Origin of the sequence: Shigella sp. FC1661 (assembly GCF_001712525.1) — a bacterium.
Lineage (GTDB): Bacteria > Pseudomonadota > Gammaproteobacteria > Enterobacterales > Enterobacteriaceae > Escherichia > Escherichia coli.
The window spans coordinates 1-14,548 of the sequence record NZ_MDGW01000610.1; the positions used below are offsets into that span (position 1 = coordinate 1).

A 14,548-nucleotide genomic window follows, 5' to 3' on the forward strand; every position below is an offset into this window, starting at 1 on the left:
TTTACGCGTATGACAGGCTCCGGAAGACGGTTGTTGCGCACGTATTCGGTGAACGCACTATGGCGACGCTGGGGCGTCTTATGAGCTTGCTGTCACCCTTTGACGTGGTGATATGGATGACGGATGGCTGGCCACTGTATGAATCCCGCCTGAAGGGAAAGCTGCACGTAATCAGCAAGCGATATACGCAGCGAATTGAGCGGCATAACCTGAATCTGAGGCAGCACCTGGCACGGCTGGGACGGAAGTCGCTGTCGTTCTCAAAATCGGTGGAGCTGCATGACAAAGTCATCGGGCATTATCTGAACATAAAACACTATCAATAAGTTGGAGTCATTACCGACAAGGTCATCGGGCATTATCTGAACATAAAACACTATCAGTAAGTTGGAGTCATTACCTGTTAAGGCATGGATGCAAGCTATAGATTCTGATACGGTCAATAAAAGAGAATTGCTTAACAATTTTGCAAAATGTATTGGCGAGTAAGAACCGCATTTGGTACTTTCCGGGCAACCGCCAGACGATTCTTTATTGGTAATGAGAATAATTAACAATTAAAGAGCGTCGCGAAAGAATAATGTGTCTCGATAGGGGAGACACAGTACGAATCGACATAAGGTGATCGTCTGAATCACCAGAATAAATAAAGTCGGTGATAGCAATCCGTAACGATAAAGTAACCTGACAGCAGAAAGTCTCCGAGCCTGTGCAGGGTCCCAATCCGGGATTACACATGCTGGTTAATACCAGTAATTATAATGAGGGAGTCCAAAAAACAATGACCAACATCACCAAGAGAAGTTTAGTAGCAGCTGGCGTTCTGGCTGCGCTAATGGCAGGGAATGTCGCGCTGGCAGCTGATGTACCCGCAGGCGTCACACTGGCGGAAAAACAAACGCTGGTACGTAACAATGGTTCAGAAGTTCAGTCATTAGATCCGCACAAAATTGAAGGTGTTCCGGAGTCTAATATCAGCCGAGACCTGTTTGAAGGCTTACTGGTCAGCGATCTTGACGGTCATCCGGCACCTGGCGTCGCTGAATCCTGGGATAATAAAGACGCGAAAGTCTGGATCTTCCATTTGCGTAAAGATGCGAAATGGTCTGATGGTACGCCAGTCACAGCACAAGACTTTGTGTATAGCTGGCAACGTTCTGTTGATCCGAACACTGCTTCTCCGTATGCCAGTTATCTGCAATATGGGCATATCGCCGGTATTGATGAAATTCTTGAAGGGAAAAAAACGATTACCGATCTCGGCGTGAAAGCTATTGATGATCACACATTAGAAGTCACCTTAAGTGAACCCGTTCCGTACTTCTATAAATTACTTGTTCACCCATCAACTTCACCGGTGCCAAAAGCCGCTATCGAGAAATTCGGCGAAAAATGGACCCAGCCTGGTAATATCGTCACCAACGGTGCCTATACCTTAAAAGATTGGGTCGTAAACGAACGAATCGTTCTTGAACGCAGCCCGACCTACTGGAACAACGCGAAAACCGTTATTAACCAGGTAACCTATTTGCCTATTGCTTCTGAAGTTACCGATGTCAACCGCTACCGTAGTGGTGAAATCGACATGACTTATAACAACATGCCGATCGAATTGTTCCAGAAGCTGAAAAAAGAGATCCCGGACGAAGTTCACGTTGATCCATACCTGTGCACTTACTATTACGAAATTAACAACCAGAAACCGCCATTCAACGATGTGCGTGTGCGTACCGCACTGAAACTAGGTATGGACCGCGATATCATTGTTAATAAAGTGAAAGCGCAGGGCGACATGCCCGCCTATGGTTACACTCCACCGTATACTGATGGCGCAAAATTGACTCAGCCGGAATGGTTTGGCTGGAGCCAGGAAAAACGTAACGAAGAAGCGAAAAAACTGCTGGCTGAAGCGGGTTATACCGCAGACAAACCGTTGACCATCAACCTGTTGTATAACACCTCCGATCTGCATAAAAAGCTGGCGATTGCTGCCTCTTCATTGTGGAAGAAAAACATTGGTGTAAACGTCAAACTGGTTAACCAGGAGTGGAAAACGTTCCTCGACACCCGTCACCAGGGTACTTTTGATGTGGCCCGTGCAGGCTGGTGTGCTGACTACAACGAACCAACTTCCTTCCTGAACACCATGCTTTCGAACAGCTCGATGAATACCGCGCATTATAAGAGCCCGGCCTTTGACAGCATTATGGCGGAAACGCTGAAAGTGACTGACGAGGCGCAGCGCACAGCTCTGTACACTAAAGCAGAACAACAGCTGGATAAGGATTCGGCCATTGTTCCTGTTTATTACTACGTGAATGCGCGTCTGGTGAAACCGTGGGTTGGTGGCTATACCGGCAAAGATCCGCTGGATAATACCTATACCCGGAATATGTACATTGTGAAGCACTAATGGCAATACGTGGGGCAGGAGTGTCCTGCTCCACGGTGTCTGATTTTTATCGCATTACAGAAGGCACAGGCCAGAAGGTAGGGCAATGTTAAAATTTATTCTACGTCGCTGTCTGGAAGCGATTCCGACGCTATTTATTCTTATTACTATTTCGTTCTTTATGATGCGCCTCGCGCCGGGAAGCCCTTTTACCGGCGAACGTACTTTACCGCCAGAAGTGATGGCCAATATCGAAGCGAAATATCATCTTAATGATCCGATCATGACACAGTATTTCAGCTACCTGAAACAACTGGCGCACGGTGATTTCGGTCCATCGTTTAAATATAAAGATTATTCGGTCAATGACTTGGTTGCATCCAGTTTTCCCGTTTCTGCCAAACTGGGAGCCGCAGCATTTTTCCTTGCGGTAATACTGGGTGTTAGTGCTGGCGTTATTGCCGCATTAAAACAAAACACCAAATGGGACTATACCGTGATGGGGCTGGCAATGACCGGGATTGTTATCCCCAGTTTTGTGGTTGCACCATTATTAGTCATGATATTTGCGATCATTTTGCATTGGCTGCCGGGCGGTGGCTGGAATGGTGGGGCGCTTAAATTCATGATATTGCCGATGGTGGCGTTGTCACTCGCTTATATCGCCAGTATTGCGCGTATTACCCGTGGCTCTATGATTGAAGTATTACACTCCAATTTTATTCGTACTGCCCGGGCGAAAGGGTTACCTATGCGGCGGATCATTTTACGTCACGCATTAAAACCTGCTCTGTTACCCGTGCTCTCTTATATGGGCCCCGCATTTGTCGGCATTATTACCGGTTCTATGGTTATCGAAACCATTTATGGTTTGCCGGGGATTGGACAACTGTTCGTTAATGGCGCATTGAACCGTGACTATTCCTTAGTGTTAAGCCTGACCATCCTGGTTGGTGCTTTAACCATTTTGTTTAATGCCATTGTCGATGTGCTATATGCGGTTATCGACCCGAAAATCCGTTACTGATACTGGAGCTCGCGATGATGTTAAGTAAGAAAAACAGCGAGACGCTGGAAAATTTCAGTGAAAAGCTGGAGGTCGAAGGGCGCAGCTTGTGGCAGGACGCACGTCGACGTTTTATTCATAACCGTGCGGCGGTTGCCAGTCTGATGGTGCTGGTGCTGATCGCGTTATTTGTAATCCTGGCACCGATGCTTTCCCAGTTTGCCTATGACGATACTGACTGGGCGATGATGTCCAGCGCCCCGGATATGGAGTCCGGTCACTACTTTGGTACTGACTCATCCGGTCGCGACCTGCTTGTGCGCGTTGCGATTGGTGGGCGTATCTCACTCATGGTCGGTGTTGCTGCGGCACTGGTGGCTGTGGTCGTCGGGACACTTTATGGTTCGCTTTCCGGTTATCTGGGCGGTAAAGTGGATTCGGTAATGATGCGTCTGCTGGAAATCCTCAACTCCTTCCCATTCATGTTCTTCGTCATTTTGCTGGTGACCTTTTTCGGTCAAAACATCCTGCTGATTTTCGTGGCGATAGGCATGGTTTCCTGGCTGGATATGGCTCGTATTGTGCGTGGGCAAACCCTGAGTCTGAAGCGCAAAGAGTTTATTGAGGCGGCACAAGTTGGCGGTGTATCGACATCGGGCATTGTTATTCGCCACATTGTGCCGAATGTACTCGGTGTGGTGGTGGTCTACGCATCACTTCTGGTGCCCAGCATGATCCTCTTTGAATCTTTCCTTAGCTTCCTGGGGTTGGGTACGCAAGAGCCGTTAAGCAGCTGGGGTGCATTGCTGAGTGATGGCGCGAACTCGATGGAAGTCTCTCCATGGTTATTGTTGTTCCCAGCGGGATTCCTCGTGGTGACGCTGTTTTGTTTCAACTTTATCGGCGATGGCTTGCGTGATGCCCTCGACCCGAAAGATCGTTAAGGAGTGCAGCCATGAGCGTAATTGAAACTGCAACTGTGCCGCTCGCACAACAACAGGCTGACGCACTGCTGAACGTGAAAGATTTGCGTGTCACCTTTAGTACCCCGGACGGCGACGTCACGGCGGTCAATGATTTGAATTTTTCCCTACGTGCCGGAGAAACGCTGGGTATTGTAGGTGAGTCTGGTTCGGGTAAATCGCAAACTGCATTTGCGTTGATGGGCCTGTTGGCTGCCAACGGACGTATTGGCGGATCGGCAACCTTCAATGGGCGTGAAATCCTCAATTTGCCAGAGCATGAACTCAATAAACTGCGCGCTGAACAAATCTCAATGATTTTTCAGGACCCAATGACTTCGTTGAATCCCTATATGCGCGTCGGTGAGCAGTTGATGGAAGTGCTGATGCTGCATAAGAACATGAGCAAAGCTGAGGCGTTTGAAGAGTCGGTGCGGATGCTCGATGCGGTAAAAATGCCGGAAGCACGTAAACGCATGAAAATGTACCCGCACGAGTTTTCTGGTGGCATGCGTCAGCGAGTTATGATTGCGATGGCATTGCTATGTCGACCTAAGCTGCTGATTGCGGATGAACCCACTACAGCGCTGGACGTCACCGTACAGGCGCAGATCATGACGCTATTAAATGAACTGAAACGGGAATTTAATACCGCCATCATTATGATTACCCACGATCTTGGCGTGGTGGCGGGGATCTGTGACAAAGTGCTGGTAATGTACGCCGGGCGCACGATGGAATATGGCAACGCGCGCGATGTCTTTTATCAACCCGTTCATCCTTATTCTATCGGTTTGCTCAACGCGGTGCCGCGTCTCGATGCGGAAGGTGAAACAATGTTGACCATCCCGGGTAATCCGCCAAACCTGCTGCGATTACCGAAAGGTTGCCCGTTCCAGCCACGTTGTCCGCATGCGATGGAAATTTGTAGTAGCGCACCGCCGCTGGAAGAGTTTACGCCTGGCCGTCTGTGTGCTTGCTTTAAACCGGTGGAGGAACTGTTATGAATGCTGTAACCGAAGGAAGAAAAGTCCTCCTTGAAATCGCCGATCTGAAAGTGCACTTTGAAATCAAAGATGGCAAACAGTGGTTCTGGCAACCGCCGAAAACGCTCAAAGCCGTCGATGGTGTCACGCTTCGCCTGTATGAAGGGGAAACATTAGGTGTGGTAGGGGAATCGGGATGCGGTAAGTCCACCTTTGCTCGCGCCATCATTGGCCTGGTTAAAGCGACCGACGGTCATGTTGCCTGGTTAGGTAAAGAGTTGCTGGGCATTAAGCCCGATGAATGGCGTGCCGTTCGCAGTGATATTCAGATGATTTTCCAGGATCCATTGGCATCGCTAAACCCGCGCATGACCATCGGCGAGATCATCGCTGAACCACTGCGTACTTATCATCCGAAAATGTCACGTCAGGAAGTTCGCGAGCGCGTGAAGGCGATGATGCTGAAAGTCGGGTTATTGCCTAACCTGATTAACCGCTATCCGCATGAGTTCTCCGGTGGGCAGTGCCAGCGTATCGGGATTGCTCGTGCTCTTATTCTTGAACCGAAGCTGATTATCTGTGATGAGCCGGTGTCGGCGCTGGACGTGTCAATTCAGGCGCAGGTGGTCAACCTGCTCCAGCAGCTGCAACGTGAGATGGGATTGTCATTAATTTTTATTGCTCATGACCTGGCCGTGGTAAAACACATTTCCGATCGTGTGTTGGTGATGTATCTCGGCCATGCGGTAGAACTGGGGACCTATGATGAGGTCTACCACAATCCACTACATCCTTACACCAGGGCATTGATGTCGGCAGTCCCCATACCTGATCCGGATCTGGAGAAGAACAAAACTATCCAGTTACTGGAAGGGGAATTACCGTCGCCGATCAACCCGCCTTCCGGTTGTGTTTTCCGTACCCGTTGCCCGATTGCCGGTCCGGAGTGCGCCAAAACACGTCCTGTGCTGGAAGGGAGTTTCAGACACGCCGTTTCTTGCCTGAAAGTCGATCCGCTTTAAACACAATAAGGGCTGACAGTTGTCAGCCCTTTTTCACGCCGAAAGCGATTATTTATTCCCGCCAGATGATATGGCAAAGTTTGTGATCTTTTTCGCGGCATAACAGAATGCGGGCGAAAACATCGTTGATTTCACCATCCTCACTGTCCGCCAGACCAATCACCACTTCGGCAAAAAAGTCCGGGTTCAAATCGAAATCAACATGTTCCTGCCAGTCTTCCGCCGGATCGAATAACTCCGCGCCGCCGCGCTCTTCAAACTGAAGATTGAACAGCAGAACATCAGCTGGGTCGAGATTGTCGGCAGCCAGTTCGAGAAAAATATCGTAGGCCTGCTCAAGCGTTTCATCTTCAGTCAGGCGATTGTTTAGATCCATATCCATAGTCACTACCTGTTTAACCTCTGTTGGAGATGTTTTACAGCAACGGGCTGAAGAAGTAAAACAGTCGCTCGGCGACACGATGCCATAATGGACGTTTTAGCCATAAACGGGCATCGAGCAGACGTGAACGCGAAATATAATCGTCCTGAACGGCGGCAAGGTCTGCACCAAAACCTTTATCGTCGATTGCCAGGGTAATCTCGAAATTCAGCCACAGACTACGCATATCAAGGTTAACGGTGCCAACCAGACTTAGTTCGCCATCGACCAGCACGCTCTTGGTATGCAGTAACCCGCCTTCAAACTGATAAATTTTAACCCCAGCAGCAAGAAGTTCCGTAAAGAATGCGCGACTGGCCCAGCCGACCAGCATCGAGTCATTTTTTCGCGGAAGGATAATACTGACATCCACCCCGCGCTGTGCCGCCGTGCAAATCGCATGAAGTAAATCATCGCTTGGCACAAAGTAGGGCGTGGTCATGATCAAATATTCACGCGCCGAATAAGCCGCAGTCAATAATGCCTGGTGAATGAGATCTTCCGGAAAGCCGGGGCCAGAAGCAATTGTGTGAATGGTGTGACCGCTGGCCTGTTCAAACGGCATAATATTGACATCTGGTGGTGGCGGCAGAATACGTTTTCCGGTTTCAATCTCCCAGTCGCAGGAATAAATAATCCCCATCGCGGTGGCGATGGGGCCTTCCATACGCGCCATCAGATCAATCCATTGCCCTACGCCCGCATCTTGTTTGAAGTAGCGAGGATCGACCATATTCATGCTGCCGGTGTACGCGATGTAATTATCGATCATGATCATCTTGCGATGTTGGCGCAGGTCCATACGGCGTAAAAACACACGCATCAGATTGACCTTTAAGGCTTCGACCACTTCAATACCGGCATTACGCATTAGCTCGGGCCACGGGCTGCGGAAAAAAGCCACACTCCCGGCGGAGTCGAGCATCAATCGGCAATGAATGCCGCGTCGCGCAGCGGCCATTAATGATTCAGCCACCTGGTCCGCCATGCCGCCGGGCTGCCAGATATAAAACACAATCTCAATATTATGGCGCGCGAGCTGGATGTCGCGGATTAACGCCTGCATCACATCATCTGACTCGGTCATCAGTTGTAGCTGATTCCCTTTGACCCCAGCGATCCCCTGACGACGCTCGCAAAGCTTGAATAATGGCGCAGCGACACTGCTATTTTCTTCGGCGAAGATATGCTTACAGGCTTTAAGGTCGTTAAGCCATTTTGCGGTGGAAGGCCACATCGCTCTGGCGCGCTCAGCGCGGCGTTTGCCTAAATGGAGCTCGCCAACGGCAAGATAGGCAATAATTCCGACTAACGGCAGAATGTAAATAATCAACAGCCAGGCCATCGCGGAGGGAACTGCGCGTCGTTTCATTAGAATGCGTAAAGTTACGCCTGCAATGAGCAACCAGTATCCCAGAATGGCCAACCAACTCACCAACGTATAAACGGTTGTCATAGATTAGAAATCCTTTTGAAAGCGCATTGTTATGAGTTTACGCATATGGATTCATCTGGCAAATAAAAACGCGGGAAAAGCACTGGTCAGCGTCGGGGGCGGGGGTATAATGACCATTCTGTTATTGCATAGAGTAGTTAACATGAAGCGGAGTAGAACGGAAGTGGGGCGCTGGCGCATGCAGCGTCAGGCTAGCCGACGTAAATCGCGTTGGCTTGAGGGGCAATCGCGCCGAAATATGCGTATCCACAGCATCAGGAAGTGCATTCTAAACAAACAGCGTAACTCGTTATTGTTTGCGATCTACAATATCTAAATGTACTGGGCACCATTGCGGTGCCCAATAAGTTTACTCCTCTATCTTTAAACTCTATTTTTGCGCCGATTCTTTACTGTCAGCTTTCGTTTCTTGTTCATCGTTATCGCTGAAAATGCCATGACCGGAGTTCAACAACATTGAAACGAGCATATCATTATTAATCTCTTCACCATTTAAAACTCGCGCCAGAATTTCGCTGCCAAACAGTTGCGGTGAGAGAATGATATCCGGATGTACCATCTTAATCTTATTCAGGTTTTTGCTATCACTGACGGCGAGAACTGTTTTGACATCACTGCTCATATCTTTTGCCGAGAGTACAACAAACGCGTTATCTGCATCGTTATCACTCAGCGCCAGAATGGCCTGGCAACGATCGATTCCCGCTTTCTTTAATACTGAACTGTCATTACTGTCACCGGGGATAACATCAGCGTTATCGCCTAAGCGTTGCTCAAGTTGCTTGATATCATCTTCAGGCAAGTTGCTGATAACCGTTACGTTTTGTCCGCGTTGATTCAGTTGCAGAATCGTATTGATGGCGAGAATCGAATGTCCGCAAACAATAAAATGATCTTTACGATGCATTGTATGATTGTTTCCTTTTACAAGTTTGTTGAATCCCCCGCGGATAAGCGACCAAAAATTGAGGTCATAGATGTGGCAAAAACGGTAATACCGGAAATAATGACCGAAATAGTGAACAATCGTGCTGATTCAGAAACAGGGACAATATCGCCATAGCCGACGGTTGACATGGTTTCTATCGAAAAATAGAACGCGGTCATCAAACTTTCTATTCGCGGATTAAAACCTTCGCTTAAATAAAGCGCACCGTAGGTTGAGTAAAACAGTAATGTCGTGAAACTAATAAATGCAAAAATTGTCCCGGCTGCGGCGCTACTGTGGGAGAAGTCTTTGCGCAGTATCAGCAAAAACACCAGCGTAAAAATGCAAAATCCAATACTAAATTTCAACCAGGGATAAAAATGCAGGGTATAAATTAGCGCTATCAACAACAAAATGATACTGATTGCCCATGCGAGCTTTGCCCGGAACAGTAAGCCAATGGAGTTCAGGACAAGAAAGACGCCGAGCATAAATAGTGGGGCGTTTGCCAGCAAGGAGAGATCCAACTCTGAAAATGCTTTGATATGGAAAATATCTAGCAAATTGACCGACATACCATAGATTGTTTTAAAAATAAGCAATCCATTTAAAAAGACGGCCAGCGCGAGAATGTCGTGCCGTAGGGTCACCCATAAATTTGTTGCTGTTTGTTTGAATGTAGCCCAGTGACTCACTGATACCTCTGTAACCACAATTTTGTTTAATTATCTTAGCGTGCACATTTTCTGAACATACATGCAGCGCGTGAATGTGTTAAACAATAGTAGATGACTTTATCCGCAGTAATCAAAGGTTTTGAGCGAGCAACTGTACCTCAGGAAAGGTCATTTTTCCTGAATATGCTCACATCATATAAAGAAATACAGATAAAGTTATTATCTGCTTGTGGTGGTGAATGCACTGACCGGCTATAAGGAAAGGCCAAACAAGAACACGGTTGCAAAAACCGTGCCCTTAAATATTGAATCTCTATTCAGAACACTTTCTTAAATGGTTTCACTGAAACGTGTTCATAGACTCCTGCCGCTACGTACGGGTCAGCATCGGCCCAGGCCTGAGCTGCTTCCAGCGATTCAAATTCAGCAATAACGGTTGAGCCAGTAAATCCCGCAGCCCCTGGATCGTTACTGTCTACCGCTGGCATTGGACCAGCTGTCAACAAACGACCTTCATCATGCAGTAACTGTAAACGTGCTAAATGTGCCGGACGAACGGAAAGGCGTTTTTCGAGGCTATCAGCTTTGTCTTGAGCGTAAATAACATACAACACGGGCACAACTCCTTGTTCGGGAAAGTTGTAAAGTACGTTATTTGAAAGGGCGAAGATCTGCAACGGAAAGATGATGTCTTTGTTAAGACCATGTATAAAGTAAGGTTAATTACGGCAAAAATGACATTTTCACTGATCCTGATCGTCTTACCTTATTGAATATGATTGCTATTTGCATTTAAAATCGAGGCTTGGTTTTTCTACTGAAATGATTATGACTTCAATGACCCTTGATTTACCTCGCCGCTTCCCCTGGCCGACGTTACTTTCGGTCTGCATTCATGGTGCTGTTGTGGCGGGTCTGCTCTATACCTCGGTACATCAGGTTATTGAACTACCTGCGCCTGCGCAGCCAATTTCTGTCACGATGGTTGCGCCTGCTGATCTCGAACCGCCACAAGCCGTTCAGCCGCCATCGGAGCCGGTGGTAGAGCCAGAACCGGAACCTGAGCCGATCCCCGAACCGCCAAAAGAAGCACCGGTGGTCATTGAAAAGCCGAAGCCGAAACCTAAGCCAAAACCGAAGCCGGTGAAAAAGGTACAGGAGCAGCCAAAACGCGATATCAAACCCGTAGAGTCGCGTCCGGCATCACCGTTTGAAAATACGGCACCGGCACGCCTGATATCAAGTACAGCAACGGCTGCAACCAGCAAGCCGGTTACCAGTGTGGCTTCAGGGCCACGCGCATTAAGCCGTAATCAGCCGCAGTATCCGGCACGAGCACAGGCATTGCGCATTGAAGGGCAGGTTAAAGTTAAATTTGACGTCACGCCGGATGGTCGCGTGGATAACGTACAAATCCTCTCAGCCAAGCCTGCGAACATGTTTGAGCGTGAGGTGAAAAATGCGATGCGCAGATGGCGTTATGAGCCGGGTAAGCCAGGCAGTGAGATTGTGGTGAATATCCTGTTTAAAATTAACGGCACCACCGAAATTCAGTAAGCAGAAAGTCAAAAGCTCCGACCGGAGGCTTTTGACTATTACTCAACAGGTAAGGTGCGAGGTTTTCCTTCAGGATCAACCGCGACATACTTAAATAATGCTTCTGTCGCTTTATAGCGTTGCCCGATTGGTTCAGACGCTACTTTTTTCACCCACACTTCAATATTAATGCTGACCGATGTCGTCCCTTTCTGGACACAGCGTGCATAGCAGCACACCACATCGCCGACCGCAACCGGCCGTAAGAAAGTCATTCCTTCAACCCGCACGGTCACTACGCGACCGTGGGCAATTTCTTTCGCCAGAATAGCGCCGCCAATATCCATTTGTGACATTAACCAACCACCAAAGATGTCACCATTGGCATTGGTATCGGCGGGCATGGCTAAAGTACGTAAAACAAGATCGCCCTGAGGGACGTTATGTGTTGTAGACATGGTAAAACCGACTTAAAAGGAAAATCACAGGCGCGATGCTACTATGATTTTCCTGAGGAGAACAGAGGAGATACAGCGCCAGCCCCGAAGGACTGGCAGTCTGGTTAGGATTTATCTTCCTGCGGCATGTGGCGGTAGATATAGATACCGCTTAACAATGTGAAGATTAAGGTAAGGGCGGTCAGTCCAAAGACTTTAAAGTTGACCCAAATATTTTGCGGCAGCCAGAATGCGATGTAGATGTTTGCCAGACCGCAAAGGATAAAGAAAACAGCCCAGGCCAGATTCAGCTTCGACCATACCGGTTGCGGCAGCGTGAGTTCTTTACCCAGCATCCGCTGAATTAGCGGCTTTTTCATCACCCATTGGCTGACTAACAGGGCTCCCGCAAACAGAGCATAAATGACTGTAACCTTCCATTTAATAAACTCATCATTGTGGAAGAACAGCGTCAAGCCACCGAAGACGACCACCAGAACAAAAGTGATCAGGGCCATCTTCTCAACCTTACGAAAGCGAACCCAGCTATAGATAAGCACAATCGCCGTGGCGACGATCAGCGCCGCAGTAGCCGCATAGATGTCATAAATCTTGTAAAACGCGAAAAAGACAACCAGCGGTAAAAAATCAAGAAACTGCTTCATTTTACGATTCCGTAATCAAATGCTTAAGGTTATTGGCGAATCAACATATACAGACGGAACAGATAGATGAGCAATACGGCTGAAATCAGGTTGCTCAAGGTGTTCGCCAGTACGGCACCAATTTCCGGGGTTAATGCGGCAAAAGAAGAGGCAAAAAGCAGCAACAGTGTTTTTGCCAGCAACCAGCTCAGTACTGCGGGTGCCACCAGACGCATATTCGCCCAAGTCAGCCGCATACTGCTACGCATCGAGGCAAAAATGCCCATTTTGTCCTGTACCAGCATCACCGGTGCCAGGGCCAGTAAAATGGCCATGATAATTCCCGGAACGACCACTAGCATGATGCCAATCTGTACTAAAAGGGTAGTCAGAAAAATCAGAATAAATAACTTTGGCAATATCGGCGCACTGGCACCAATAGCTCGCAGCGCACTGACTCTCTGACCCGCAGACACCAGCTGGATAATTAATATTACGCCTCCGGCGAGAATGGCGTTACCGATTAATCCTGAAAAAGTGGACGCCGCTGAAGCCTGCAGCAAAATTTGTTGCTGTTCCGGTGACATATTCTGAACCAGGTCGAACAACCCACTACTGCCGCTAACGGGCACGCCGTCATTGAGCTGCGCAAGCTGTGCATCACTGGGTGAGAAAACATGCCCTAACACCACTGTGATAAACGCACATAGCAACGATACCAACAGAATGGTCATAAATTGATTACGGAAGAAATTTCCGGTGTCACGGTATACGGACTGCGCCGTGATAGACATGCACTCTCCTTGAGTTTTATGCAGGTGTTAATTAGCGGGCAATTGTACCCTGGTTAAGCCTCGGGTGGCAGCATCAGGTCTTGTATGGAAAAGCATATCTTTGTAAAGCGGAGGTAATTGCTGGCCTTCAGGCGTGGGCAAACCGCGGCAAGTGGCGATCGAGTTAATATTTGCGTAGCGAAAATATTTAAAAATTGATTTAAATCACGTTAACCAGGATTCTCAATGCAACTTCTAAATTAATCCAGATCAATAAAGGGTGAATTATCATATGTAATGTGATCTATGTAGGATCATTTGTTACTCCAATGTAGGTATATTCGTCACGTTTTTATAACCATAACGACGGAGCGGATATGAAAAAGTTAACAGTGGCGGCTTTGGCAGTAACAACTCTTCTCTCTGGCAGTGCCTTTGCGCATGAAGCAGGCGAATTTTTTATGCGTGCAGGTTCTGCAACCGTACGTCCAACAGAAGGTGCTGGTGGTACGTTAGGAAGTCTGGGTGGATTCAGCGTGACCAATAACACTCAACTGGGCTTGACGTTTACTTATATGGCGACCGACAACATTGGTGTGGAATTACTGGCAGCGACGCCGTTCCGCCATAAAATCGGCACCCGGGCGACCGGCGATATTGCAACCGTTCACCATCTGCCACCAACACTGATGGCGCAGTGGTATTTTGGTGATGCCAGCAGCAAATTCCGTCCTTACGTTGGGGCAGGTATTAACTACACCACCTTCTTTGATAATGGATTTAACGATCATGGCAAAGAGGCAGGGCTTTCCGATCTCAGTCTGAAAGATTCCTGGGGAGCTGCCGGGCAGGTGGGGGTTGATTATCTGATTAACCGTGACTGGTTGGTTAACATGTCAGTCTGGTACATGGATATCGATACCACCGCCAATTATAAGCTGGGCGGTGCACAGCAACATGATAGCGTACGCCTCGATCCGTGGGTGTTTATGTTCTCAGCAGGATATCGTTTTTAATTCCGCACAAAAACGACCCCGTAATATACGGGGTCAATAAGGACATGGCATAAAGGGTAATGCTGCCAACTTACTGATTTAGTGTATGATGGTGATTTTAAGGTGCTTGCGTGGCTTCCATTTCCATCAGATGTCCTTCCTGCTCCGCTACTGAAGGCGTGGTGCGTAACGGCAAAAGCACTGCCGGACATCAGCGCTATCTCTGCTCTCATTGCCGTAAAACATGGCAACTACAGTTCACTTACACCGCCTCTCAGCCCGGTACGCACCAGAAATCATTGATATGGCCATG

General features: G+C 48.2%; 14 protein-coding genes and 4 pseudogenes. 10 read left to right on the forward strand and 8 right to left on the reverse strand.

Annotated features, from left to right (window positions below; genetic code table 11):
* The 6 genes and pseudogenes from BFF42_RS26445 to oppF all read left to right on the forward strand — a co-directional run.
* Window positions 1-326: pseudogene (locus BFF42_RS26445) on the forward strand (IS1-like element IS1B family transposase); the annotation flags it as partial.
* Window positions 327-781: 455 nt separating this feature from the next.
* Window positions 782-2,413, forward strand: coding sequence for an oligopeptide ABC transporter substrate-binding protein OppA (gene oppA / locus BFF42_RS26450; protein ID WP_039059273.1), 1,632 nt, complete (start codon window positions 782-784; stop codon window positions 2,411-2,413).
* Window positions 2,414-2,498: 85 nt separating this feature from the next.
* The gene (gene oppB, locus BFF42_RS26455; RefSeq protein WP_000911105.1) at window positions 2,499-3,419 is read left to right on the forward strand and encodes an oligopeptide ABC transporter permease OppB; all 921 of its coding nucleotides are present in this window, start codon (window positions 2,499-2,501) and stop codon (window positions 3,417-3,419) included.
* Window positions 3,420-3,433: 14 nt separating this feature from the next.
* Window positions 3,434-4,342, forward strand: coding sequence for an oligopeptide ABC transporter permease OppC (gene oppC / locus BFF42_RS26460; RefSeq protein ID WP_000979649.1), 909 nt, complete (start codon window positions 3,434-3,436; stop codon window positions 4,340-4,342).
* 11 nt (window positions 4,343-4,353) lie between these two features.
* A complete protein-coding gene (gene oppD, locus BFF42_RS26465; RefSeq protein ID WP_000110943.1) occupies window positions 4,354-5,367 on the forward strand; it encodes a murein tripeptide/oligopeptide ABC transporter ATP-binding protein OppD in 1,014 nt (337 codons plus the stop codon).
* Complete coding sequence (gene oppF / locus BFF42_RS26470; RefSeq protein ID WP_000994889.1) at window positions 5,364-6,368, forward strand: murein tripeptide/oligopeptide ABC transporter ATP-binding protein OppF; 1,005 nt, start codon at window positions 5,364-5,366, stop codon at window positions 6,366-6,368. The genes oppD and oppF overlap by 4 nt, the downstream gene beginning before the upstream one ends.
* Window positions 6,369-6,420: 52 nt before the next feature.
* Here the strand turns inward: oppF and BFF42_RS26475 are convergent, their stop codons facing one another.
* Both BFF42_RS26475 and cls read right to left on the reverse strand, forming a co-directional pair.
* Window positions 6,421-6,750 (reverse strand): HI1450 family dsDNA-mimic protein, encoded by a 330-nt coding sequence (locus tag BFF42_RS26475; RefSeq protein ID WP_000366959.1) that lies wholly within the window; start codon window positions 6,748-6,750, stop codon window positions 6,421-6,423.
* 34 nt (window positions 6,751-6,784) lie between these two features.
* On the reverse strand, window positions 6,785-8,245 hold the full coding sequence (gene cls, locus BFF42_RS26480) for a cardiolipin synthase (RefSeq protein WP_000214507.1): 1,461 nt from the start codon (window positions 8,243-8,245) through the stop codon (window positions 6,785-6,787).
* Between the two features lie 142 nt (window positions 8,246-8,387).
* Here cls and BFF42_RS26485 point away from each other — a divergent pair, with 142 nt between their 5' ends.
* The gene (locus BFF42_RS26485) at window positions 8,388-8,561 is read left to right on the forward strand and encodes a YciY family protein (protein ID WP_001309467.1); all 174 of its coding nucleotides are present in this window, start codon (window positions 8,388-8,390) and stop codon (window positions 8,559-8,561) included.
* 54 nt (window positions 8,562-8,615) lie between these two features.
* Here BFF42_RS26485 and kch read toward each other — a convergent pair.
* Window positions 8,616-9,868: pseudogene (gene kch, locus BFF42_RS26490) on the reverse strand (voltage-gated potassium channel protein).
* A gap of 299 nt (window positions 9,869-10,167) precedes the next feature.
* On the reverse strand, window positions 10,168-10,464 hold the full coding sequence (locus tag BFF42_RS26495; RefSeq protein WP_000967595.1) for a YciI family protein: 297 nt from the start codon (window positions 10,462-10,464) through the stop codon (window positions 10,168-10,170).
* Window positions 10,465-10,678: 214 nt separating this feature from the next.
* Here BFF42_RS26495 and tonB point away from each other — a divergent pair, with 214 nt between their 5' ends.
* Window positions 10,679-11,407 (forward strand): TonB system transport protein TonB, encoded by a 729-nt coding sequence (gene tonB, locus BFF42_RS26500; protein WP_165851699.1) that lies wholly within the window; start codon window positions 10,679-10,681, stop codon window positions 11,405-11,407.
* A gap of 38 nt (window positions 11,408-11,445) precedes the next feature.
* On the opposite strand, the gene yciA is transcribed toward tonB, so the two are convergent.
* From yciA to BFF42_RS26520, 4 genes and pseudogenes are all read right to left on the reverse strand, one after another.
* Window positions 11,446-11,844 carry an acyl-CoA thioester hydrolase YciA gene (yciA, locus tag BFF42_RS26505; protein WP_000108161.1) on the reverse strand — a complete coding sequence of 133 codons (399 nt, stop codon included), beginning with the start codon at window positions 11,842-11,844 and terminating at the stop codon, window positions 11,446-11,448.
* A gap of 104 nt (window positions 11,845-11,948) precedes the next feature.
* Window positions 11,949-12,488 carry a septation protein A gene (locus BFF42_RS26510; RefSeq protein ID WP_000808667.1) on the reverse strand — a complete coding sequence of 180 codons (540 nt, stop codon included), beginning with the start codon at window positions 12,486-12,488 and terminating at the stop codon, window positions 11,949-11,951.
* A 29-nt stretch (window positions 12,489-12,517) separates the two neighbouring features.
* Window positions 12,518-13,261 carry a YciC family protein gene (locus BFF42_RS26515; RefSeq protein ID WP_000028541.1) on the reverse strand — a complete coding sequence of 248 codons (744 nt, stop codon included), beginning with the start codon at window positions 13,259-13,261 and terminating at the stop codon, window positions 12,518-12,520.
* 27 nt (window positions 13,262-13,288) lie between these two features.
* Window positions 13,289-13,378, reverse strand: a pseudogene (locus BFF42_RS26520) (YkgJ family cysteine cluster protein); the annotation flags it as partial.
* Window positions 13,379-13,617: 239 nt separating this feature from the next.
* On the opposite strand from BFF42_RS26520, the gene ompW reads away from it, so the two are divergent.
* Both ompW and BFF42_RS26530 read left to right on the forward strand, forming a co-directional pair.
* Window positions 13,618-14,256 (forward strand): outer membrane protein OmpW, encoded by a 639-nt coding sequence (ompW, locus tag BFF42_RS26525; RefSeq protein ID WP_000737226.1) that lies wholly within the window; start codon window positions 13,618-13,620, stop codon window positions 14,254-14,256.
* A 110-nt stretch (window positions 14,257-14,366) separates the two neighbouring features.
* Window positions 14,367-14,548, forward strand: a pseudogene (locus BFF42_RS26530) (IS1 family transposase); the annotation flags it as partial.

Coding starts and splice junctions, on each gene's coding strand:
- oppA (WP_039059273.1), top strand. CDS start 782: ATGACCAACATCACCAAGAGAAGTTTAGTAGCAGCTGGCGTTCTGGCT.
- oppB (WP_000911105.1), top strand. CDS start 2,499: ATGTTAAAATTTATTCTACGTCGCTGTCTGGAAGCGATTCCGACGCTA.
- oppC (WP_000979649.1), top strand. CDS start 3,434: ATGATGTTAAGTAAGAAAAACAGCGAGACGCTGGAAAATTTCAGTGAA.
- oppD (WP_000110943.1), top strand. CDS start 4,354: ATGAGCGTAATTGAAACTGCAACTGTGCCGCTCGCACAACAACAGGCT.
- oppF (WP_000994889.1), top strand. CDS start 5,364: ATGAATGCTGTAACCGAAGGAAGAAAAGTCCTCCTTGAAATCGCCGAT.
- BFF42_RS26475 (WP_000366959.1), bottom strand. CDS start 6,750: ATGGATATGGATCTAAACAATCGCCTGACTGAAGATGAAACGCTTGAG.
- cls (WP_000214507.1), bottom strand. CDS start 8,245: ATGACAACCGTTTATACGTTGGTGAGTTGGTTGGCCATTCTGGGATAC.
- BFF42_RS26485 (WP_001309467.1), top strand. CDS start 8,388: ATGAAGCGGAGTAGAACGGAAGTGGGGCGCTGGCGCATGCAGCGTCAG.
- tonB (WP_165851699.1), top strand. CDS start 10,679: ATGACTTCAATGACCCTTGATTTACCTCGCCGCTTCCCCTGGCCGACG.
- yciA (WP_000108161.1), bottom strand. CDS start 11,844: ATGTCTACAACACATAACGTCCCTCAGGGCGATCTTGTTTTACGTACT.
- BFF42_RS26510 (WP_000808667.1), bottom strand. CDS start 12,488: ATGAAGCAGTTTCTTGATTTTTTACCGCTGGTTGTCTTTTTCGCGTTT.
- BFF42_RS26515 (WP_000028541.1), bottom strand. CDS start 13,261: ATGTCTATCACGGCGCAGTCCGTATACCGTGACACCGGAAATTTCTTC.
- ompW (WP_000737226.1), top strand. CDS start 13,618: ATGAAAAAGTTAACAGTGGCGGCTTTGGCAGTAACAACTCTTCTCTCT.